Below are 20768 nucleotides of genomic sequence, written 5' to 3'. Positions count from 1 at the left end.
ATAGGGGTTGGGAAACACCGGGCGGGCTTAGCCGCCGATGATTTTCATCACGGTAACGCCGCCGGAAAAGGCGATTTCCTGCTTGTCGCCCAGGGCCTTAACCAACAGCCCCTGCAGCGCCGGCAGTGCTTGATGACGGGGTTTCTCCAGCAGATCGCCAACATAGTGGCGGTTGCTGGAGGACAGGCAGCCGTGCAGCCAGCCGGTGGACGACAGTCGCAGGCGCGAGCAGGTACGGCAGAACGGCACGCTTTCATTGGCGATCACGCCGAAAAAGCCTTTGCCAGGAATCTGATAGCGCAGCGCCGTGGCATCCAGCGGCGCGTCGGCCTGTTGGTACTCGTAGTGTTCGCCAATCATTTCCAGCAGCGCCGGCATGCTGATGAACTGCTGCTGGAAGCTGTTGCCATCGCGAGCCAGGTGGCCCATGCGCATCAGCTCGATAAAGCGCAGTTCGAAGCCGCGTTCCAGGCAGTAGTCGAGCAGCGGCAGCACCTGGTCGATGTTCTGCCCGCGCAGCGGCACCATGTTCAGTTTGATTTTCATGCCCGCGGCACGCGCCTGCTCCAGGCCGTCCAACACCGTCGCCAGATCGCCGCCACGGGCGATACGGCGAAAGGCCGTGGCATCGAGGGTGTCCAGGGAAACGTTGAGGCGGCGGATGCCGGCATCTAGCAACAGCGGCAGTTTTTTCGCCAGCAACTGGCCGTTGGTGGTCAGGCTGATATCGCGCAAGCCCAGGGTGCTTACACCTTGTAGCAAGGCTTCGAGCTTGGGGCTGACCAGCGGCTCACCGCCGGTGATGCGCAGTTGTTCGATGCCGGCGGCTTCGATCAGATAGGCGACGCCGCGCACCAGGGCCTCGGCCGACAACTCGTCCTGCGCCGCCACCAGACGTTTACCGTCCGGCACGCAGTAAGTGCAGGCGTAGTTACAGGCGGCGGTCAGGCTGATACGCAGATTGCGGAAACGCCTGCCCTGACGGTCGACGATCATGGGCGACTCCGGCGGTGGATAGGCCGGAGTATAAGCCCGCAGTCAGCGGCTCTGCATGGATTGCATGCGGAAATAGGCTGACTGAATGGGCTCAAATTACAGGCGTCTCACCGTCACGCTTGCGCTTGTTGCCCATACGCACGCCAATATCCATGAGGAACTGGAAGAAACCTTCCTGATCTTCCAGCACATTGCTCCAGAACGGCGAGTGGTACAGCGCTACAGCGCCGTGAACCAGGGCCCAGGCGGCGCAGTAGTGGAAGTATGGCGGCACGTCTTCAAGCTTGCCTTCGGCGATACGGCCCTTGATCAGCAGGGTCAGACGCTCGAAGTTGGAGGCACGGATCTTGTGCAGTTGCTCGACCATTTCCGGTACCTGATTGCCCTTCACCACCTTTTCTTCCAGGCGGTCGAACAAACGGTAGCGCTGCGGATCGCGCATACGGAATTCGAAATAGGCCCGCGACAGCGCTTCCTTGTCGCGGTCAACGTCGGCCGAATGCAGCAGTTCGTTCAGATCACGCTCGTAGTCGAGCATCAGGCGCAGGTAAACCTCGGCCTTGGATTTGAAGTGCTTGTAGATAGTGCCTTTGCCAATCCCTACGGCGTCGGCGATCATCTCGACCGTGACGCTATCCTCACCCTGTTCAAGGAAGAGTTTCAGCGCGACATCGAGAATCTCTTGCTCGCGGCGGCGAAATTCACGGATCTTTCGGGGTTCTTTCTGCATAGGAAGAGACTGCGGCGGTCAAAAATCGAAGCCGCGTATTATGCCTATTTAGTGCCAAATTGCACGGATCATCAGACCATGTACGCCTTTCATGACGAGTTTAAGCAAGATCCCGCGCTGCGCTATCTCAATCACGCCGCCGTAGCACCCTGGCCGCGACGGGCCTCGCTGGCCGTGGCGCAGTTCGCCGAACAGAACGTTTTGCTTGGCGCGCGCGACTATGCGGACTGGATGAACGTGGAGCAGCGCCTGCGTGAGCGTCTGATGCGCCTGCTCAATGCCCCCTCCAGCGACGATATCGCGCTGGTGAAAAACACCTCCGAAGCCCTGTCCTTCGTAGCCTTCGGCCTGGACTGGCAAGCTGGCCAGCAGATCATCATCAGCGATGAAGAATTCCCCTCCAACCGCATCGTCTGGGAAGCCTTGGCACCACTGGGTGTGGAAGTGGTGCAGGTCAGTCTGAGCGGGCCAGACCCGGAGCAGAACCTGCTCAATGCCTGCGGACCACGCACCCGCCTGATGGCGATCAGCGCCGTGCAGTTCGCCAGCGGCCTGCGCCTGGACCTGAACAAACTCGGCCAGGGCTGCCGCCAGCGTGGCGTGCTGTTCTGCGTCGACGCCATCCAGCAACTGGGTGCCCAGCCCTTCGATGTGCAGGCCAACCAGTGCGACTTCGCCATGGCCGACGGCCATAAATGGCTGCTGGGGCCGGAAGGTCTGGGCGTGTTCTATTGCCGCGCCGAGCTGCGCGACCAGCTGAAACTGCATGAGTACGGCTGGCATATGCTCGAGCGCATGGGCGATTACACCCGCACTGAATGGGAACCGGCACGCAGCGCCCGCCGCTTCGAATGCGGCAGCCCGAACATGCTCGGTGCCATGGCGCTGGAGGCCAGCCTGTCGCTGTTGGAGGATGTGGGCATGGTGCAGGTGGCACAGTTGATCGAAGAGCGCGTGCAGTGGCTGCAGGATGGCCTCAGCGCCCTCCCCGGCGTGGCTCTGCATACGCCGCTGAATCCAAGTCGCCGCGCCGGGATCATCACCTTCAGCATCGACGGGCAGGATACTCAGGCCCTGTATCAACGCCTGAAGGACAACAACGTGGTGTGCATTCCACGGGGAAAAGGCATCCGCCTGTCGCCGCACTTCTATACCGAAGCCCGGGTAATCGAAGAAACCCTGGCCCTGCTCCAGCAGGCCGTTGCTGGCTGAGAACTCAAGAGCTGCGCCAGTATTCCAAATCCGTTTAAGCAGCGGCCAGGCAGCACTGGCAGAACGGCAAAGTTCACCAATACTGGTGAGTACTGGCGTGCGGCATCTCCCCCAAGTGCCCCGCCGGCCAAGGTACCGTGGACTGTGTACCTTGATTTACTCCTAATGGTCTTAACCCGGATTCATTCCCCCAGAGTCCGGGTTTTTTTTCCCCTTCGTTTTTATAGCTACTGCGCTCGGCCATGCTGCGTTGGAGGCAGGGGTCGAAATACTCATTGGCTTGATGCCAACTCCGCTTTCTCGCCCGCCCTCCGCCTTGCCTGGCCTTCGCTCGCGACGCTCTAGAAGCGAAGTTCGTGTAGGCGGGGAGATCTGAGGATCACGATCAAAGGCGGCTTCGCTGCGCTGGCCATTTCCACCTGTCCCGTAGGAGCGGCTTCAGCCGCGATTGGGTGGACCTGAAACGGTCCGAAAAAGCGCAAAAGCATCGCGACTGAAGCCGCTCCTACAGGGGCGTGTTTGTGGTGTGAGAGGCTTTAGCCTAGAGGCTCTTTAGCCGGCGACGTGGGCCAGGGGGAACAGGCGTTTGAAGTTTTCGGTGGTCTGCGCGGCGAAGGCTTCGTAGTCGACGCCACGGTGTTGGGCGAGGAATTCGGCGACTTCACGGACGTATTGCGGCAGGTTGGGTTTGCCGCGGTAGGGAATGGGCGCGAGATAAGGCGCGTCGGTTTCGACCAGCAGGCGGTCGGCTGGAACCTGACGGGCGACTTCGCGCAGGGCATCGGCGTTGCGGAAGGTGACGATGCCAGACAGGGAAATGTAGAAGCCCAGGTCCAGCGCGGCCTTGGCCATCGGCCAGTCTTCGGTGAAGCAGTGCAGGACGCCGGCGGTCGGTAGCGCCGCTTCGCGCAGCAGCTCCAGGGTGTCGGCACGGGCTTCGCGGGTGTGCACGATCACCGGTTTGCCGGTGATTTTCGCGGCCTGCAAATGCAGGCGGAAGGCTTCGCGCTGCAGCTCGGCGGCTTCAGGTTCGTAGTGGTAGTCCAGACCGGTTTCGCCGATGGCCACTACGCGCGGGTGGTCGAGTTCGTTGAGCAGCCAGTCGAGGGCTGGCGCAGCACCGGGCTCGAGGTCCAGTGGGTGGACGCCCACCGAGCAGTCGACATCGGCATAACGCTCAGCCAAACCTTTGACGGCGGCGGCGTTATCGGCGCTGACGCCAATGCACAGGAAATGGCCGACACCCCGGGCGCGCGCGGCATCCAGAGCGGCATCCAGGGAGCCGCCGTGAACGGCGAGGTCGAGACGATCGAGGTGACAGTGGGAGTCGACAAGCATCTGCAACGGGCTTACATCGTGTGGGTCGGGCGATCAGAAGTAAGCGCGCCGGCCAGGTAGGTTTCGATCTTGTTGCGGGCGGTGTTGTCACCGTCGTTGAACTGCACGCCAACACCGGCGGCGCGGTTGCCTTGGGCACCTTTGGGAGTGATCCAGACCACTTTGCCGGCGACCGGGATTTTTTCCGGCTCATCCATCAGGTTGAGCAGCATGAACACCTCGTCGCCCAACTTGTAGCTTTTGTTGGTGGGGATGAACAAACCGCCATTTTTGATAAAGGGCATGTACGCGGCATAGAGCACGGACTTGTCCTTGATGGTCAGGGACAAGATTCCGTTACGCGGGCCAAGATTCGGTGGCATGCTCATGCTGCATTCCTAGCTTACTGATTCAAGGGCTGATTCTAGCCTTGTCCGGGCAGACTTGCCCACTGCACAAGGAGTGCTTCGAGTAGCAAAACACGATTCAGGTTGGCTTTACTCAGCACTTTCTGCCGTTGCATTAGCAACCATTCCTGAATCGCCAACACCTTCGCCTGCCCCGACTTGTCCGCCAGGTACTGCACAACCTTGCGCATATCGGCCAAACCCAGGCCTTCTTCGTCGTTGGTGAGCTGGTAGCGCAGCGTCAGTTGCGCCCACTCGCAGAACCAGTCGAACAATTGCAGCAACGGAATACTGTTCCAGCCTTCGGCCAATTGGCTGGCGGCGACTTGCTGTTTCAGCAATTTCTTTACGCCATCGACAACCTGGGCGCGTTGTTCGCGCACGCCTTGGGCATTGAGCTTCACTGCATTCAGTGGCGAGCCGGCGGCCAGGGTTAGCAGTTCGACACGCTCTTCTTCGCTGCTGTCCGGAAGCGCCGTGGCCAGCCAGGCCAGGCTCTGCGCTTCGCTCGGTAACGGGCAGGCCTGTTGGACGCAACGGCTTTTCACGGTCGGCAGCAGGCGACTGGGTTGATGGCAGACCAATAACAAGACGGTGTCGCCAGACGGTTCTTCCAGGCTTTTCAGCAAGGCGTTGGCGGCATTCAGGTTCATCGACTCGGCGGGTTCGACCAATACCACCTTGCGCCCACCCAACTGTGCGGTCTGCACCACAAAGCCCACCAGCTCACGCACCTGGTCGACCTTGATGGCCTTGTCGGCCTCTTCCGGTTCAAGAATGAAATTGTCCGGGTGGGTACCAGCGGCCAGCAGCATGCAGGATTTGCACTGCCCGCACGCCTTCAAGTCCTGCGGGGCACGGCACAGCAGCGCAGCCATGAGGTTTTCCGCCATGGCCCGTTTGCCGATGCCCGCCGGGCCATGCAGCAAGTAGGCATGGGCATGTTGGGCGCGGCCGGCCAGGGTTTGCCAAAGCGAGGCCTGCCAGGGGTAGACATCAGCCACGGGCGCGCTCCAGCAATTCCGGCAGCAGACCGTCCAACTGCACCTGCACCTCGGCCAGCGACTGCGCGGCATTCACCACGCGATAACGCTGTGGATTGGCTTCGGCCCGTTGCAGATAGGCATGGCGCACGGCATCGAAGAACCCCCTGCCCTCTTGCTCGAACCGATCCAGACGGCCACGGGCGCTGGCGCGGGCCAGACCGACTTCCACGGGAAGATCAAAAATCAGGGTCAGATCAGGACGCAGCTCACCCTGGACAAAGCTTTCCAGCGTGGCGATGCGCTCCTGCGACAGGCCACGACCACCGCCCTGATAGGCGTAGGTCGCGTCGGTAAAGCGATCACAGAGCACCACGGCACCACGCGCGAGGGCTGGATGAATAACTTGCGCCAGGTGTTGAGCACGGGCGGCAAAAACCAGCAGCAGTTCGGTGTCGGCGGCCATTGGCTCGTCGCTAGGCACCAACAACAGTTCGCGAATGCGCTCGGCCAACGGCGTGCCGCCCGGCTCGCGGCTCAACACCACATCCAGCCCCTGTGCGCGCAAATGGGCGGCCAGGTATTCACGGTTGGTGCTTTTGCCGGCGCCTTCCGGGCCTTCGAGGGTAATAAACAGGCCAGTCACAGGCGGTCCCTTAATTGCGTTATTGCACAGCCGGCACAGGAGCCGGGCTGGAGCGGTAGTCGGCACGCCGCTTGAGTTGGAACTCGCGCACCGCTCGGTTGTGGGTATCGAGGTCGTCGGAGAATACATGGCTGCCATCGCCACGGGCGACAAAATACAGGCTCTTGCCTTCGACCGGGTGCAGGGCCGCATGAATGGCTTCGCGGCCGACCATCGCGATCGGCGTCGGCGGCATGCCGGCAATCACATAGGTGTTGTAGGGCGTGGCTTCACGCAAGTGAGCGCGGGTGAGTTTGCCGGTGTAGCGCTCGCCAAGGCCGTAGATCACTGTCGGATCGGTCTGCAGTTGCATGCCCTGCTGCAGGCGGCGGACAAACACGCCGGCGATCTGCCCGCGTTCCTGCGGCACACCGGTTTCCTTTTCGATCATCGAGGCCATGATCAGCGCGTCGTAGGCTTCCTTGTACGGCAGGTCGGCATCGCGCTGCTGCCACTCTTCGTCCAACACGGTGGCCAGGCGGGCGAAGGCTTGCTTGAGCAGGTCGATATCGCTCATGCCACGCACATAGCGGTAGGTATCGGGGAAGAACAGCCCTTCAGGAAAGACCCCGGCCTGGCCGATGCGCTCCATCACTTGAGCGTCGGTCAAGTTGGTGATGGTTTGCTCCAGCTTGAGCTGCTTGGCCAGCGCCGCGCGCACCTGGCGGAAGTTCCAGCCTTCCACCAGGGTCAGGCTGTATTGCACCACGTCACCGCGCTGCCAGAGCACCAGCATGTCTTGCGCGGTAGCACCGGGATTAAGTTGGTATTCGCCACTATGCAGCGCCTGCCCGGAGAGGTTGAAGCGCCAATACAGACGCAACCAGAAGGCACCGTGCAGCACCCCTTCACTTTCCAGTCGATTGAGCACGCCACCTGGGGTGGCCCCGGCCGGCACTTCCATCACATAGCCGTCGGGCACATTCAGCGGCTGCTTGAGCGCGCTGTTTTGCTGCCAGACGAAAACAGCCAGCAGCAGGCCAGCCAGCAGCACTCCGCCTTCCAATAGCAGCAGTAATTTACGAATCACGAATCAGCAGTCCAGTAGGTCGCGGGCAAGGCTTTGCAGTTTACGGGTGAGCGGTCCAACCGGCCAGCTATGCCCTTGCAGGCCAATCACTGGCCACACGCCATAGAGACTGTTGCAGAGAAAAACTTCATCGGCGGCCAGCAGTTGCTCCTGGCTCAGCACCTGGATGGAAACCGCGATGCCCAGCTGTTCGGCCTGGGCCAACAGCTCAGCACGCATCACCCCGGCCACGCCTGAGCGGCTTAGCTCAGGCGTGATCAGCAGGCCATCGCGGACCACAAACAGATTGCTGTACACACCCTCGATCACCCGGCCGGACACGTCCAGCATCAGCCCTTCGGCATGCTCGCTGTCCTGCCATTCGGAACGGGCCAATACCTGCTCCAAGCGATTGAGGTGCTTGAGGCCGGCCAACAGCGGCTGTTCGGCCAGACGGGTGACGCAGGGAAACAAGCGCACGCCTTGTTCGGCATTGGCAGCAGGGTAAGCAGGATAAGGCGAAGCCAGTAGAATGCGGCGCGGCGTTGCCGATGGCGGTGCGGCATAACCACGCAAGCCATCCCCACGGGTGAGCAGCAACTTGGCCACGCCCTCCCCGACCTCAGCCGCGAAGGCCAGCAATTCGCGGCGAATCAGCGCCAGGTCAGCGGGAATAGCCAAGCGCTTGCAACCCTCGGCAAGACGGGCCAGATGGCGCTCGAACAATTGCGGCTGGCCGTCCTTGACGGCGATGGTCTCAAACAGCCCATCGCCGTAGGCCAGACCACGATCCATCAGGGACACAGCCTCTGCCGGGCGACCATCCAGCCAGCTCAGCATTACTCGGCGAACCGGCGGAACACCAGGGAGCCGTTGGTTCCGCCAAAGCCGAACGAGTTGGAGACGACGATATCGATTGGCATGCTGCGCGCTTCGTTGGCGACGAAGTCGAGGTCGCAGCCTTCGTCCGGCTCTTCCAGGTTGATGGTCGGCGGCGCTACCTGATCACGGATGGCCAGCACACTGAAGATCGCCTCGACCGCACCGGCTGCACCCAGCAGGTGACCGGTCATGGATTTGGTCGAACTGACTGCGAGCTTGTAGGCGTGGTCGCCGAATACCGACTTCACCGCCTGAGCTTCGGCCAGGTCGCCGGTTGGTGTCGAGGTGCCGTGAGCGTTGATGTACTGCACCTGGTCGGCATTCACACTGGCATCGCGCAGGGCATTTTTGATGCAGCGCGCGGCACCGGCACCGTCTTCGGGCGGCGAGGTCATATGGTAAGCGTCGCCACTCATACCGAAGCCGATCAGCTCGGCATAGATCCGCGCACCGCGGGCCTTGGCGTGTTCCAACTCTTCCAGCACCAGAGCACCGGAACCGTCGGCCAGCACGAAGCCGTCGCGGCCTTTGTCCCATGGACGGCTGGCGCGGGTCGGGTCGTCATTGCGGGTGGACATGGCGCGAGCGGCAGCAAAACCACCGATACCCAGACCGCAGGCAGCCATTTCGGCACCGCCAGCAATCATCACGTCGGCTTCGCCATAAGCGATGTTACGGGCCGCCATGCCGATGCAATGCGTACCAGTGGTACAGGCGGTGGCGATGGCGTAGTTAGGCCCCTGTAGACCCAAGTGGATCGACAGGAAACCGGAGATCATATTGATGATCGAGCCAGGCACGAAGAACGGCGAAATGCGCCGTGGGCCTTGGTCGAATAGGGCTTTGCAGTTGTTCTCGATATTGGTCAGGCCGCCAATGCCCGACCCCATGGCCACGCCAATGCGTTCACGGTTGGCGTCGGTGACTTCCAGCCCGGCGTCACGCACAGCCTGAAAGCTGGCCGCAAGCCCGTACTGAATGAACAGGTCGATTTTGCGAGCATCCTTGGCCGAGAGGTAATCCTCGACGTTGAAGCCTTTCACCGAACCACCGATACGGGTGGTGAAGGCGGAAAGATCCGTATGCTCAATCAGGCCAATACCACTTTGGCCGGCCAAAATACCCTGCCAGCTGCTTGGAACATCGGTACCCAGGGGCGACAACATGCCCATACCGGTGACCACGACGCGTCTACGCGACACAGCAATCTCCTCTTATGCGTTTTACACAGCGCTCGACATGCGCTTAAAGAAAAACCGCACGCCTTGTGGGCAGTGCGGCTTTTCCAAGTCGGGAGTCGACGATTACGGGTTATTACGCGTGAGCGGTAACGTAATCGATAGCTTCCTGAACGGTGGTGATTTTTTCGGCTTGCTCGTCCGGGATTTCGGTTTCGAATTCCTCTTCCAGAGCCATCACCAGTTCAACGGTGTCAAGGGAGTCGGCACCCAGGTCTTCAACGAAGGAAGCGCTGTTGGTCACTTCTTCTTCTTTGACGCCCAGTTGCTCGGCAACGATTTTCTTGACGCGTTCTTCGATGGTGCTCATACCTTGTTTTCACTCCTAATGAACAAATCCAGGCAGCTGGTCTGTGTCAGTGTATAGAAAGGGTTTTGCGCATTTCAAGCTGAATGCCGTAGCCCCTCTGGATCACTCCAACGATATGTCTATAAACCAATTGCAGCTTTATAACGGATTTTAGACAGCTCGTATGACAGTTTTCCGCAGGCGCTCGTCACATTCAACTCATATACATTCCGCCATTCACGGGAATAGTAGCCCCGGTCACGTAAGCTGCGCCATCGGAAGCCAGGAAAGACACCACATTGGCGATTTCTTCAGCCTGACCCAGACGACCCAGCGGAATCTGTGCCTGAAGCGCTTCACGCTGCGCTTCGGGCAGTTCGCGGGTCATATCGGTATCGATAAACCCTGGCGCCACCGAGTTAACGGTGATCGCCCGCGAACCTACTTCACGCGCCAGGGCACGGCTGAAACCTTCCAGCCCGGCCTTGGCTGCCGCGTAGTTTACCTGCCCGGCGTTGCCCATGGCGCCCACCACCGAACCGATATTGATAATTCTGCCCCAGCGCGCCTTGGTCATGCCGCGCAAAACGGCCTTGGTGACCCGGTACAGGCTACTCAGGTTGGTATTGATAACGTCGTGCCATTCTTCGTCTTTCATGCGCAGCATCAGGTTATCGCGGGTGATGCCAGCATTGTTCACGACGATCAGCGGCGCACCGAACTGCTGCGAAATAGCTTCCAGCACGCTGCTGACCGACTCATCGCTGCCCACGTCCAGCACAAAACCTGCGCCTTCAACGTTATTGGCTTTGAAGTACTCGGTAATCTTTTGTGCGCCCGATTCCGAAGTCGCAGTGCCCACTACCGTGGCACCCTGACGGCCCAACTCAAGGGCAATGGCCTGGCCGATACCACGACTGGCACCGGTAACCAGCGCAACCTTTCCTTGCAGACTCATGGAAGCTTCTCCTAATCAGGCCAGCGCCGCACGGGCGGCGGCATAGGCGTCTGGGGTGTCGAGATTGTAGGTGTTGATGCCTTTGACGCAACGCTTGTTCAGGCCGGACAACACCTTGCCCGGACCACATTCCACCAGACTGGTAACGCCCGACTCGGACAACCGCACAATGGATTCAACCCAACGAACCGGGTTGTACAACTGAGCCAGCAGATCACGCTTGAGCACCTCGAGATCGTCAACCACTGCCGCGCTGACGTTCTGCACCAGGGCAATCTGCGGGGCCTGCCAGGCAATCGCAGTAACCGACTCGGCAAATTGCTCTGCCGCCGGACGCATCAGCGCACAATGCGACGGCACGCTGACCGGCAGTGGCATGGCGCGCTTGGCACCACGCGCCTTGCAGGCATCAATGGCACGCTCGACGGCTGCAGCGGAACCGGCGATTACGACCTGACCGGGAGCATTGAAGTTCACCGCACTGACCACGTCACCCTGCGCCGCTTCGGCACAGGCGGCCAGCACATCAGCATCTTCCAGACCGAGAATGGCAGCCATACCGCCCTGCCCGGCCGGCACCGCCTTTTGCATCAGCTGGCCACGACGCTCAACCAGCTTCACCGCATCGGCAAAGCCCAGGCTACCAGCGGCGACCAGCGCCGAGTACTCACCCAGGCTGTGCCCTGCAACGAACGCCGGGCGCGCGCCAGACTCGGCCAGCCACACGCGCCACAGCGCGATAGAGGCCGCCAGAATGGCCGGTTGGGTTTTGTCGGTTTGATTAAGGGTTTCTTCCGGACCGGCCTGGGTCAGCGCCCAGAGGTCATAACCTAACGTTTCAGAAGCTTCGGCAAAGGTATCAAGCACCAGCTTCTGCTGTGCGCCATGCTCGGCGAGCATTCCCAGAGACTGTGAGCCTTGGCCTGGGAAGACGAATGCGAGGGATGCAGACATGTGGACGGTCCCTAATGGTCTGATCGTCGGGAGGATCACGCGCGAGCTAATCGAGCGCAACAAACTGACAGTTGGATGACAGGCCACCGAGTGCAGTCACATCGGCGGCACACGCATTACAGCAACAGATGTTCGAGACGGCCATGCAGGCGCTGCGGCAAATCTTCGCGCACCTCCATGACAGCCCGGCGAATGGCACTTTGGAAACCATCCGGCCCGGCGGCACCGTGGCTTTTCACCACGATGGCCTGCAGCCCGAGAAAACTCGCGCCGTTATGCCGAGCCGGTGCCAGTTCACCCTGCAAACGCCTCAGTACCGGCAGTGCCAGCGAGCCGATCAGGCGTGAACCGAGGTTTTGCTTGAACAGCGCCTCCATACGCGCCGAAATCATCGACGCCAAGCCCTCACTGGATTTCAGCAGAATATTGCCGACAAAGCCGTCGCAAACCACCACATCAGCCTCGCCACGATACAGGCCATCGCCTTCGATAAAGCCGATGTAATTCAGTTCGCTGACCGGCTGCAACAGGCTCGCCGCCAGCTTGACCTGCTGATTGCCTTTGACCTCTTCGGTGCCGACATTCAACAAGGCGATACGCGGCCGCACCACGCCCAACGCTTCCGCTGCCACTGCGCCCATCACGGCGAACTGATACAGATGCTCAGCGCTGCAATCGACGTTGGCCCCCAGATCGAGCAACTGGCAATGGCCACGCTCGGTGGGAATGGCGGTCATCATCGCCGGACGGTCGATACCGGGCAGGGTTTTCAGCAGATAACGCGACAGCGCCATCAGCGCTCCGGTATTGCCGGCACTGACACAGGCCTGGGCGCGGCCGTCGCGCACCAACTCCAGCGCTACGCGCATCGAGGAATCGGGCTTGCTACGCAGCGCCTGCGCCGGACGGTCATCCATGGCGATCACTTCGCTGGCCTGCTCAAGATGCAGACGAGCGTGATCGACACCGGAATGGCGTGCAATCAGTTCATTGAGTAAGGAGGTTTGGCCGACCAGGACCAGGTGTAACGAGGGGAATTCAGCCAGGCAAGCGATGCAGGCTGGAACAATGCTGTGGGGACCGAAATCCCCACCCATTGCGTCAATCGCGATGATCGGAGCGGACAAGGATTACTCGTCAGCGCCCTTGTCGATCACTTTACGGCCACGGTATACGCCTTCTGGCGATACGTGGTGACGCAGGTGAACTTCACCGGTGCTCTTCTCAACCGACAGAGTGCTTGCAGTCAGAGCGTCGTGCGAACGGCGCATGTCGCGAGCGGAGCGGGATTTTTTGTTCTGCTGAACAGCCATAATTAATTAACTCCTAAACGTTTGGGTCACGCTTTAACTGTGCCAATACACTGAACGGGTTGGACCGCGATACCTCGTCCTCGCTCGGTTCAGGCTCTTCAAGGCCCGCCGGTTGCTGGCAATCTTCTGGATCATGCAGAGGGACGATGGGCAAGGCGAGCAACAGCTCCTCCTCGATCAACGCCGGCAGATCCAATGGATCCTCACCCAATTCCAGCACGTCGTAGCCTTGCGGCACAGACTGGGTATTCGCACCTTCTTTCACCACAGCGTAACTGCATTCGCTGTGGATAGGCAGGGCGACCAGCTCCAGACAACGCTGACAAACCATCTTGACCTCAACGTTGATCGTGCTGTGCATCACTGGCGATCTGCGCTCATCACGTTCGAAAACAAACTTCGCACGGATGACACCGACATTGTCGGCAAGCGGGTCGCAGAGACGCTGCAAATCGGCTAGGGGCAGCTCACCTTCAAGGGTGGCACCACGATCAGCCAGTTTGCGCGGATCAACGTGAGGAGGAATCGGGCCATTCAACATAGGCGCAGCATTCTAGGGATGCACCCCTACTCTGTCAAAGGGAAATTCAGCCTGGGCGCAAAGGGACTGGCTGGTTAGAATCGCTGGCGACTATAAAGGAATCAACATGTTGCCTCTACTCCTCGCTTCCAGTTCCGCTTACCGCCGCGATCTGCTGGCACGCTTGCGCCTACCATTCGTCTGCGCCAGCCCGGATATCGATGAGTCGAGAAGACCCGACGAGACGGCCGAAGCCCTGGTAAGACGCCTCGCCGAACAGAAGGCACGAGCACTGGCGGCGCACTATCCGCAGCACCTGATCATCGGCTCCGACCAGGTGGCCGTGCTAGGCGAGCAGATTCTCGGCAAACCCCATGACTTCGAACGCGCCCACCGCCAACTCAGCAACGCCAGCGGCAACAGCGTGAGCTTTCTCACCGGCCTGGCGCTGCTCAATACGACGAACGACCACTGCCAGGTCGACTGCGTGACCTTTACCGTGCATTTCCGCGAACTCAGCGCCGAACGCATTAGCCGCTACCTGCACGCCGAGCAACCCTACGACTGCGCCGGCAGCTTCAAGGCAGAAGGCCTGGGTGTCAGCCTGTTTCGCGCCACCGAGGGCAGCGATGCGACCAGCCTGGTCGGACTGCCGCTGATCCGCCTGGTGGATATGCTGCTGCAGGAAGGTATCCAGGTACCCTGAGCCCTTCCTTTATATAGAACCAACAAAAAACCCGGCATCAGCCGGGTTTTTTATTAGCGCAACTCAGATCAACGCAGAGTTGGCCCAGAAAAACCCATCCACATCGCCGCGTGCTCGGCCACGCTGGCACCCAGTTTCTTGGCGAAACGATCGAACGGCGTTTCCTGCACGGTGTAATCCACCAATTCTTTCTCGCCAATCACGTCACGAGCCACCGAGCTGGTGTTGCCCAATCCGTCGATCAGGCCCAACTGCAGCGCTTGCTCACCCGTCCAGATCAGACCGGAGAACAGCTCCGGATGCTCAGCATCCTTCAGCCGATCACCGCGACCCTGCTTAACGGCGGCAATAAACTGCTTGTGGGTGGTGTTAAGCACACTCTGCCAGAACGCAGTTTCATCCGCCTTTGGCGGCTGGAACGGATCGAGAAACGCCTTGTGCTCACCCGAGGTGTAAACACGACGATCAACCCCAAGCTTGTCCATAGTGCCAACGAAACCAAACGTCGCCGCGGTTACACCGATAGAACCCACCAGGCTCGACTTGTCGGCATAGATCGAATCAGCCGCGCTGGCGATGTAATACGCACCAGAAGCACCCAAGTCCGAGATCACCGCATACACCTTGATATCCGGATGCTCGCCACGCAGGCGGCGGATTTCGTCATAGACATAGCCGGACTGCACCGGACTCCCGCCCGGGCTATTGATGCGCAGGATCACCCCCTTGGTGTTGGCATCCTCAAACGCAGAACGCAGGCTGCCGACGATATTGTCAGCGCTGGCCGCTTCCTGATCGGCGATCATGCCGCGAATTTCCACCACGGCGGTGTGGGACTTGCTTTTCGACGCACCCTTGGAGAAGTCCAAGCCTGGCGTGACCATAAGAATCACACCAAACAGGTAAATAAAGGTCAGCGCCTTGAAGAAGATGCCCCAACGCCGCGCTCGACGCTGTTCCTGCACGCTGGCGAGCAGGGTTTTTTCCAACAACTTCCAGCTTTTGTCGTCATTCGACTCGTTCGACATGCTTACTCATCCCTAGCACTGGTTGTGTTGCGCGCGATTCCAGCCAGGCGCGCAGCTCAGAAAAATGTTCGACCATCAACGTCGGGCCGCAAGCGCTCAGGGTATCCAGCGATTGCGCGCCGTAACCGACTGCCACCGAATCCATCCCGGCATTGCGCGCCATATCCAGATCAAATAGCGAGTCGCCCACCATCAGCGCCCGCTCTGGGGCCACGCCACACTCTGCAAGAATCTGCTCTAGCATCAAAGGCGCAGGCTTGCTCGCGGTTTCATCGGCGCAGCGGGTGGTATCAAAGAAATCGGTCCAGCCTTGGTCAGCCAACACGCGGTTTAAGCCGTGACGGCCCTTCCCCGTAGCTACCGCCAGCTTGTAGCCGGCCGCACGGAAAGCCGCCATCGACTCGGCAACACCAGGAAACAGCGTGGATGGCGTCGACTCAAGTTCCAGATAACTCGCACTGTACGAGCGGCAATAACGAGCGGCCAGTTCGGCATCATCCAGGTCGGGATAGAGGGCGACCACCACCTCGGGCAACCCCAGGCCGATGATGGCCTTGAGCTCGGCATCGCTGCGCGGCGGCAGATCGCACTCGCGCGCCGCCTTATGCAGCGCGGCAACGATACGGCCAATGGAATTCACTAGCGTGCCATCCCAATCAAAAATCAACAGCTCGTAATCAGGCCGCACTCAAGCGCTCCACGGTCTTGCGCCACATGTCATCGACCGGCGCTTCCAGCTTCAACACGCCGCCTTCAGGCAGCGGGACATTCAACTCATAGGCGTGCAGAAACAGCCTTTTCCCCCCGAGCCCACGGATCTCACTGGTGAAGTCGTCGTCGCCGTACTTAGGATCGCCAGCGATGCAATGCCCGGCATGCTTGGCATGCACACGGATCTGATGGGTACGGCCGGTTACCGGCTTGGCCTCAACCAGCGTGGCGAACTCGCCGAAACGGCGCAGTACGCGGAACAAAGTCAGGGCCTCTTTGCCTTCATCATTGATCTCGACCATTCGCTCGCCGGAACGCAGATTGCTCTTGAGCAATGGTGCATTAACCTGCTTCTTGGCCGTCGCCCAATGACCGCGTACAAGGGCCATATAACGTTTGTCGATGCCGTCTTTGCGCAAGGCTTCGTGCAGATGGCGGAGCATGCTGCGTTTCTTGGCAATCATCAGCAGGCCCGAGGTATCGCGGTCGAGGCGATGCACCAGTTCCAGATCCTTGCAATCCGGGCGCAACTGGCGAAAAGCTTCAATCACCCCATAGTTCAGCCCGCTGCCGCCATGCACAGCAATGCCGGACGGCTTGTTAATCACCAGCAGGGCTTTGTCTTCGTAGACGATGGCCGCCTCCAAACGCGCCAGCAGGCCTTGGGCCAACGGTACGTCTTCGTCCGGCTCGGACATGCGCAACGGCGGCACGCGCACGATGTCGCCTGCCTGCAACTTGTACTCGGGTTTGATCCTGCCTTTGTTCACTCGAACTTCGCCTTTGCGCAAAATTCGGTAAATCAAAGTCTTGGGCACACCTTTGAGACGAGTGCGTAGGAAGTTATCGATTCGCTGGCCGGCAAGTTCCGGCTCAACCTCGAGCAGCTGGACGCCGGAGGTAGGGGGAGTGGGTTCTGTCATGGCCGCGATGATAACAATTTTTTATTGATTTGAAGCACTTAATCATTGCTGCTATAGTCCCGAACGCCGCCAAAAGTGGCCCGGTTGCGGATGATCGCTAACATGCCATCCCCTCCCGTGTGCAAAGTGATTCAGGACGTAAGGCCGTCCGACGGGTTATTCGGTAAAGAATGGCTGAAAAAGGCCACGAATAATTCGGAAATAAAGCCTTGAGCCATGACGCGTTGACTGCCCTCGGGGGAGTCAACGGTAAATGCCAACCCGCTGCAGATTCTGCGAGCGGCACCCGATTTTCAGCGATACGTGTAGGGTGGAGATGCACAACCTCGGACTGCGTAGCTTTAGAAGACGTGTTATTTCGTCCGCTACCGATGGTTGATTCCTCCTCCTGACCAAGTGCTTGTTTCACAAACAGCAAGCAGGAGACGTCCGTCGCCACCCCGGCCCCGTTGGCCGGCGTTGTTAGACATGGAACGACTTACAACCGTTTCTGACGAGCCCTGACACCGACCCTGAGAGTCGTGTGTGCCGAACGCCGTTTCCGGCAGCCCGGAAACCGACGGTACTACATGAAAAGAATGCTGATTAACGCAACTCAACCTGAAGAGTTGCGTGTCGCGCTGGTAGATGGTCAGAAACTCTTCGACCTCGATATTGAATCGGGTGCTCGCGAGCAGAAAAAGGCCAACATCTACAAGGGCAAAATCACCCGCATCGAACCTAGCCTTGAAGCCGCTTTTGTTGATTTCGGCTCCGAACGCCACGGCTTCTTGCCCCTCAAAGAAATCTCCCGCGAGTACTTCAAGAAAGCCCCTGAAGGCCGCGTCAACATCAAAGAAGTGTTGAGCGAAGGTCAGGAAGTCATCGTTCAGGTGGAAAAAGAAGAACGTGGTAACAAGGGCGCCGCCCTCACCACCTTCATCAGCCTGGCCGGTCGCTACCTGGTTCTGATGCCCAACAACCCGCGTGCCGGTGGCATCTCCCGCCGCATCGAAGGCGAAGAGCGCAACGAACTGCGTGAAGCCCTCAACGGTCTGGTCGCTCCGAGCGACATGGGCCTGATCGTGCGCACTGCCGGCCTGGGCCGCAGCAGCGACGAAATGCAAGGCGACCTCGACTACCTGCTGCAACTGTGGAGCGCCATCAAGGAAGCTTCGCTGGATCGCTCCGCACCTTTCCTGATTTACCAGGAAAGCAACGTCATCATCCGCGCCATCCGCGACTACCTGCGCCAGGACATCGGCGAAGTGCTGATCGACAGCGTCGAAGCGCAGGAAGAAGCCCTCAGCTTCATCCGCCAGGTGATGCCGCAGTACGCCAGCAAGATCAAGCTGTACGAAGACAGCGTGCCGCTGTTCAACCGTTTCCAGATTGAAAGCCAGATCGAAACCGCCTTCCAGCGCGAAGTGAAACTGCCGTCCGGCGGTTCCATCGTCATCGATCCGACCGAAGCCCTGGTGTCCATCGACATCAACTCGGCGCGCGCCACCAAAGGCAGCGACATCGAAGAAACCGCGCTGCAGACCAACCTCGAAGCAGCCGAAGAGATCGCCCGCCAACTGCGCCTGCGTGATATCGGCGGCCTGATCGTGATCGACTTTATCGACATGACCCCGGCCAAGAACCAGCGCGCCGTGGAAGAGAAAGTCCGCGAAAGCCTGGAAGCCGACCGTGCCCGTGTACAGGTTGGGCGCATCTCGCGTTTCGGCCTGCTGGAAATGTCCCGTCAGCGCCTGCGCCCTTCCCTGGCCGAAGGCAGCGGCATCGTCTGCCCACGCTGCAACGGTCAAGGCATCATCCGTGATGTGGAATCGCTGTCGCTGGCGATCCTGCGCCTGATCGAAGAAGAAGCGCTGAAAGACCGCACCGCCGAAGTTCGCGCGCAAGTGCCGATTCCGGTTGCGGCCTTCCTGCTCAACGAAAAACGCAACTCGATCACCAAGATCGAACTGCGTACCCGTGCGCGCATCGTCATTCTGCCGAACGACCACTTGGAAACCCCGCACTTCGAAGTGCAGCGTATCCGTGACGACAGCCCGGAAGCCCTGACCTCGCAGTCGAGCTACGAAATGGCTGCCGCCGAAGTGGAAGAAGTCGCCCAGACCAGCGCCACCCGCACCCTGGTTCGCCAGGAAGCCGCAATCAAGACCACTCCGCAACGTGCTGCGCCAGCTCCGGCTGCCGAGCAACCGGCTGCCGCCAGCAGCGAACCGAGCCTGTTCAAAGGCCTGGTGAAATCGCTGGTCAGCCTGTTCGCCGGCAAGGAAGAAGAGAAGCCAGTCGTCGTCGAGAAGAAAACCACCAGCGAGCGCCCACAGCGCAGCGACGAGCGTCGTAACGGTCGTCAGCAGAACCGCAACCGTGGTGGCCGTCGCGACAACGAAGAACGCAAGCCGCGTGAAGACCGTGGCCCACGTGAAGAACGTGCACCGCGCGAGCCGCGTGAAGAACGCGCTCCTCGTGAAGCCCGTGAGCCACGCGAGCCACGTGACGACGCTGCGCCACAAGAGCGTGCGCCGCGTGAAGAACGTGCCCCACGCGCACCGCGTGAAGAGCGTAAACCACGCGAGCCGCGTGCTCCGCGTGAAGACCGCGCACCACGTGAAGACCGCCCGCAACGCGAACTGCGTGAGCCGTTGGACGCCCAGGGTCAGGAGACTCCGAGCGAAGAGCGTGTCGAGCGTAAGCCGCGCGAAGAGCGTCAGCCACGTGCCCCGCGTGAAGAGCGCCAACTGCGCCCTGTCGTGGATGCCGATGGCAACGAAGAAGAACTGTTGAACAACGACGAGCAGCACGACGAAGAGCAGGAAAACGCCGAGGGTGGCGAGCGTCCACGTCGCCGCTCCCGCGGTCAGCGTCGTCGCAGCAACCGTCGTGAGCGTCAGCGTGATGCCAACGGCAATATCATCGAAGGCAGCGAAGAAGGCAGCAGCGAAGAAACCACCGGCACTGCCGACGGTAACAGCGCCAACGCCGAAGTCGCCGTAGCCGTTGCGGCAACCACTGCTGCAGTGGTCAGCGAAATCGTTGCCGAGCACCAGGCACCTGCCAGCGAAGCGGTTGAAGCGCCGGTCGCCGAGCGTAGCGAAGCTGTTGTCGCCGTTGAAGCTAACGTCGTCGAAGCGACTGCCGTTGAAGCTGCCGCTGCTGCTGAAGCCGCCTCCGTTGAAGCGCCTGCTGTAGAAGCAGCGGTGGTCGAAGCACCCGTTGTTGAAGCGCCAGTTGCCGCTGAACCCGCAGCCACCGAGCAAGCACCTAGCGCTGCTGAAGCTGCACCGATTGAAGCACCTGCCGCACCTGCAGTAGAAGCCGCGCCTGCCGCCGCTGAACCTGCGGTAGTGGAAGTTGCCGAAGTCGCCTTGGCGGCCGAAGTGGTTGCTGAGCCTGCACCGGTAGTGGCCAGCAATGGCCGTGCGCCGAACGACCCACGTGAAGTGCGTCGCCGTCAGCGTGAAGCCGAGCGCCTGGCCAAGGAAGCTGAAGAAGCCTCCGCAGCCGTGGTCGAAGCCGTGGTTGCTGCTGAGCCGGTTGGCGTTACTGCCCACGCCGTGGCTGACGTGGAACACACTGTCGAAGCCGAACAGGGCAAGCAGGAAGAGGCGGTTGAACCGGCTCCAGTGCACGTTGCTGAACCGGCTGTGATCGTCGAAGAAATCAAGGTAGAAGAAACCAGCGCCCCAGAAGTGGCAGCGCAGGAAGAAGCCGCCGAGAAAACCGAGAAAGAAGAAGACAAGGACGAGAGCAAACCGCTCGTTTAACTCTTCGCGCTGAAACAAAAAGGGATGCCAGTGGCATCCCTTTTTTATTGCCTGTGTCCCGTCCTGAATAAGGTTTACACCTTTAGCCATATCTTTCAGGAGAACCCCATGGCGCAAGGTGCGAGACGAAGTCAGCGTGATTACACGCT

The 20768-nt window shown here is 60.2% G+C and carries 21 protein-coding genes; 3 read left to right on the top strand and 18 right to left on the bottom strand.

All coding sequences use genetic code 11. The features are described from left to right. Positions 1–27 precede the first annotated feature (27 nt). Positions 28–996 carry a GTP 3',8-cyclase MoaA gene (locus ACVW0Y_RS22555; RefSeq protein WP_457441422.1) on the bottom strand — a complete coding sequence of 323 codons (969 nt, stop codon included), beginning with the start codon at positions 994–996 and terminating at the stop codon, positions 28–30. Positions 997–1087: 91 nt separating this feature from the next. Continuing rightward, complete coding sequence (locus ACVW0Y_RS22550; protein ID WP_108097394.1) at positions 1088–1726, bottom strand: TetR/AcrR family transcriptional regulator; 639 nt, start codon at positions 1724–1726, stop codon at positions 1088–1090. Between the two features lie 78 nt (positions 1727–1804). On the opposite strand from ACVW0Y_RS22550, the gene ACVW0Y_RS22545 reads away from it, so the two are divergent. After that, positions 1805–2938: an aminotransferase class V-fold PLP-dependent enzyme gene (locus tag ACVW0Y_RS22545; RefSeq protein WP_457441419.1), complete on the top strand. Its 1134-nt coding sequence runs from the start codon at positions 1805–1807 to the stop codon at positions 2936–2938. Positions 2939–3490: 552 nt separating this feature from the next. Here the strand turns inward: ACVW0Y_RS22545 and ACVW0Y_RS22540 are convergent. From ACVW0Y_RS22540 to ACVW0Y_RS22480, 13 genes are all read right to left on the bottom strand, one after another. Further along, positions 3491–4276: a TatD family hydrolase gene (locus ACVW0Y_RS22540; RefSeq protein WP_457441417.1), complete on the bottom strand. Its 786-nt coding sequence runs from the start codon at positions 4274–4276 to the stop codon at positions 3491–3493. A gap of 11 nt (positions 4277–4287) precedes the next feature. Further along, complete coding sequence (locus tag ACVW0Y_RS22535) at positions 4288–4644, bottom strand: PilZ domain-containing protein (protein WP_108097397.1); 357 nt, start codon at positions 4642–4644, stop codon at positions 4288–4290. 35 nt (positions 4645–4679) lie between these two features. Beyond that, positions 4680–5666, bottom strand: a complete 987-nt coding sequence (locus ACVW0Y_RS22530) for a DNA polymerase III subunit delta' (RefSeq protein WP_457441415.1) — start codon at positions 5664–5666, stop codon at positions 4680–4682. Next, entirely contained in the window at positions 5659–6291 is a 633-nt protein-coding gene (tmk, locus tag ACVW0Y_RS22525; protein WP_457441414.1) for a dTMP kinase, read from the bottom strand. The genes ACVW0Y_RS22530 and tmk overlap by 8 nt, the downstream gene beginning before the upstream one ends. Positions 6292–6310: 19 nt before the next feature. Further along, a complete protein-coding gene (gene mltG, locus ACVW0Y_RS22520) occupies positions 6311–7360 on the bottom strand; it encodes an endolytic transglycosylase MltG (protein ID WP_457441412.1) in 1050 nt (349 codons plus the stop codon). A 3-nt stretch (positions 7361–7363) separates the two neighbouring features. Beyond that, positions 7364–8179: an aminodeoxychorismate lyase gene (gene pabC / locus ACVW0Y_RS22515; protein ID WP_457441410.1), complete on the bottom strand. Its 816-nt coding sequence runs from the start codon at positions 8177–8179 to the stop codon at positions 7364–7366. Continuing rightward, positions 8179–9423 carry a beta-ketoacyl-ACP synthase II gene (gene fabF / locus ACVW0Y_RS22510; RefSeq protein ID WP_457441408.1) on the bottom strand — a complete coding sequence of 415 codons (1245 nt, stop codon included), beginning with the start codon at positions 9421–9423 and terminating at the stop codon, positions 8179–8181. Before fabF ends, pabC begins: the two co-directional genes overlap by 1 nt. 112 nt (positions 9424–9535) lie before the next feature. Continuing rightward, positions 9536–9769 carry an acyl carrier protein gene (acpP, locus tag ACVW0Y_RS22505; RefSeq protein WP_058066290.1) on the bottom strand — a complete coding sequence of 78 codons (234 nt, stop codon included), beginning with the start codon at positions 9767–9769 and terminating at the stop codon, positions 9536–9538. Positions 9770–9962: 193 nt separating this feature from the next. Continuing rightward, positions 9963–10706, bottom strand: coding sequence for a 3-oxoacyl-ACP reductase FabG (gene fabG / locus ACVW0Y_RS22500; protein WP_457441406.1), 744 nt, complete (start codon positions 10704–10706; stop codon positions 9963–9965). A 15-nt stretch (positions 10707–10721) separates the two neighbouring features. Further along, entirely contained in the window at positions 10722–11660 is a 939-nt protein-coding gene (gene fabD / locus ACVW0Y_RS22495) for an ACP S-malonyltransferase (protein WP_457441404.1), read from the bottom strand. 116 nt (positions 11661–11776) lie between these two features. Beyond that, positions 11777–12787 carry a phosphate acyltransferase PlsX gene (plsX, locus tag ACVW0Y_RS22490; RefSeq protein ID WP_457441402.1) on the bottom strand — a complete coding sequence of 337 codons (1011 nt, stop codon included), beginning with the start codon at positions 12785–12787 and terminating at the stop codon, positions 11777–11779. 3 nt (positions 12788–12790) lie between these two features. Continuing rightward, positions 12791–12973, bottom strand: coding sequence for a 50S ribosomal protein L32 (gene rpmF, locus ACVW0Y_RS22485; protein WP_110614910.1), 183 nt, complete (start codon positions 12971–12973; stop codon positions 12791–12793). 13 nt (positions 12974–12986) lie between these two features. Continuing rightward, positions 12987–13514, bottom strand: coding sequence for a YceD family protein (locus tag ACVW0Y_RS22480; protein WP_457441400.1), 528 nt, complete (start codon positions 13512–13514; stop codon positions 12987–12989). A 106-nt stretch (positions 13515–13620) separates the two neighbouring features. Between ACVW0Y_RS22480 and ACVW0Y_RS22475 the strand changes: the two genes are divergently transcribed. Then, on the top strand, positions 13621–14199 hold the full coding sequence (locus tag ACVW0Y_RS22475) for a Maf family protein (protein ID WP_457441398.1): 579 nt from the start codon (positions 13621–13623) through the stop codon (positions 14197–14199). A gap of 68 nt (positions 14200–14267) precedes the next feature. Here the strand turns inward: ACVW0Y_RS22475 and ACVW0Y_RS22470 are convergent, their stop codons facing one another. Genes ACVW0Y_RS22470 through rluC form a run of 3 tightly spaced genes read right to left on the bottom strand, consistent with a single transcriptional unit; the run spans position 14268 to position 16861 of the window. Then, positions 14268–15227, bottom strand: a complete 960-nt coding sequence (locus ACVW0Y_RS22470) for a S49 family peptidase (RefSeq protein ID WP_457441396.1) — start codon at positions 15225–15227, stop codon at positions 14268–14270. Then, positions 15208–15915, bottom strand: coding sequence for an HAD-IA family hydrolase (locus ACVW0Y_RS22465; protein WP_457441394.1), 708 nt, complete (start codon positions 15913–15915; stop codon positions 15208–15210). The genes ACVW0Y_RS22470 and ACVW0Y_RS22465 overlap by 20 nt, the downstream gene beginning before the upstream one ends. Next, positions 15905–16861: a 23S rRNA pseudouridine(955/2504/2580) synthase RluC gene (gene rluC / locus ACVW0Y_RS22460; protein ID WP_457441392.1), complete on the bottom strand. Its 957-nt coding sequence runs from the start codon at positions 16859–16861 to the stop codon at positions 15905–15907. Before rluC ends, ACVW0Y_RS22465 begins: the two co-directional genes overlap by 11 nt. Before the next feature lie 569 nt (positions 16862–17430). On the opposite strand from rluC, the gene rne reads away from it, so the two are divergent. Beyond that, positions 17431–20619 (top strand): ribonuclease E, encoded by a 3189-nt coding sequence (gene rne, locus ACVW0Y_RS22455; protein ID WP_457441390.1) that lies wholly within the window; start codon positions 17431–17433, stop codon positions 20617–20619. Positions 20620–20768: the final 149 nt, after the last annotated feature.

The organism is Pseudomonas sp. TE3786 (assembly GCF_054057335.1).
Note: the sequence above shows the minus strand (reverse complement) of the source record. Positions and strands in the feature narration are given on the sequence as shown.

What these genes read in the sequence shown, in the direction of transcription:
- fabD (WP_457441404.1), bottom strand. Translation starts at nt 11,660, where the DNA reads ATGTCTGCATCCCTCGCATTCGTCTTCCCAGGCCAAGGCTCACAGTCT.
- fabG (WP_457441406.1), bottom strand. Translation starts at nt 10,706, where the DNA reads ATGAGTCTGCAAGGAAAGGTTGCGCTGGTTACCGGTGCCAGTCGTGGT.
- ACVW0Y_RS22545 (WP_457441419.1), top strand. Translation starts at nt 1,805, where the DNA reads ATGTACGCCTTTCATGACGAGTTTAAGCAAGATCCCGCGCTGCGCTAT.
- ACVW0Y_RS22555 (WP_457441422.1), bottom strand. Translation starts at nt 996, where the DNA reads ATGATCGTCGACCGTCAGGGCAGGCGTTTCCGCAATCTGCGTATCAGC.
- ACVW0Y_RS22550 (WP_108097394.1), bottom strand. Translation starts at nt 1,726, where the DNA reads ATGCAGAAAGAACCCCGAAAGATCCGTGAATTTCGCCGCCGCGAGCAA.
- ACVW0Y_RS22480 (WP_457441400.1), bottom strand. Translation starts at nt 13,514, where the DNA reads ATGTTGAATGGCCCGATTCCTCCTCACGTTGATCCGCGCAAACTGGCT.
- ACVW0Y_RS22470 (WP_457441396.1), bottom strand. Translation starts at nt 15,227, where the DNA reads ATGTCGAACGAGTCGAATGACGACAAAAGCTGGAAGTTGTTGGAAAAA.
- ACVW0Y_RS22475 (WP_457441398.1), top strand. Translation starts at nt 13,621, where the DNA reads ATGTTGCCTCTACTCCTCGCTTCCAGTTCCGCTTACCGCCGCGATCTG.
- ACVW0Y_RS22535 (WP_108097397.1), bottom strand. Translation starts at nt 4,644, where the DNA reads ATGAGCATGCCACCGAATCTTGGCCCGCGTAACGGAATCTTGTCCCTG.
- acpP (WP_058066290.1), bottom strand. Translation starts at nt 9,769, where the DNA reads ATGAGCACCATCGAAGAACGCGTCAAGAAAATCGTTGCCGAGCAACTG.
- rluC (WP_457441392.1), bottom strand. Translation starts at nt 16,861, where the DNA reads ATGACAGAACCCACTCCCCCTACCTCCGGCGTCCAGCTGCTCGAGGTT.
- pabC (WP_457441410.1), bottom strand. Translation starts at nt 8,179, where the DNA reads ATGCTGAGCTGGCTGGATGGTCGCCCGGCAGAGGCTGTGTCCCTGATG.
- ACVW0Y_RS22540 (WP_457441417.1), bottom strand. Translation starts at nt 4,276, where the DNA reads ATGCTTGTCGACTCCCACTGTCACCTCGATCGTCTCGACCTCGCCGTT.
- rpmF (WP_110614910.1), bottom strand. Translation starts at nt 12,973, where the DNA reads ATGGCTGTTCAGCAGAACAAAAAATCCCGCTCCGCTCGCGACATGCGC.
- rne (WP_457441390.1), top strand. Translation starts at nt 17,431, where the DNA reads ATGAAAAGAATGCTGATTAACGCAACTCAACCTGAAGAGTTGCGTGTC.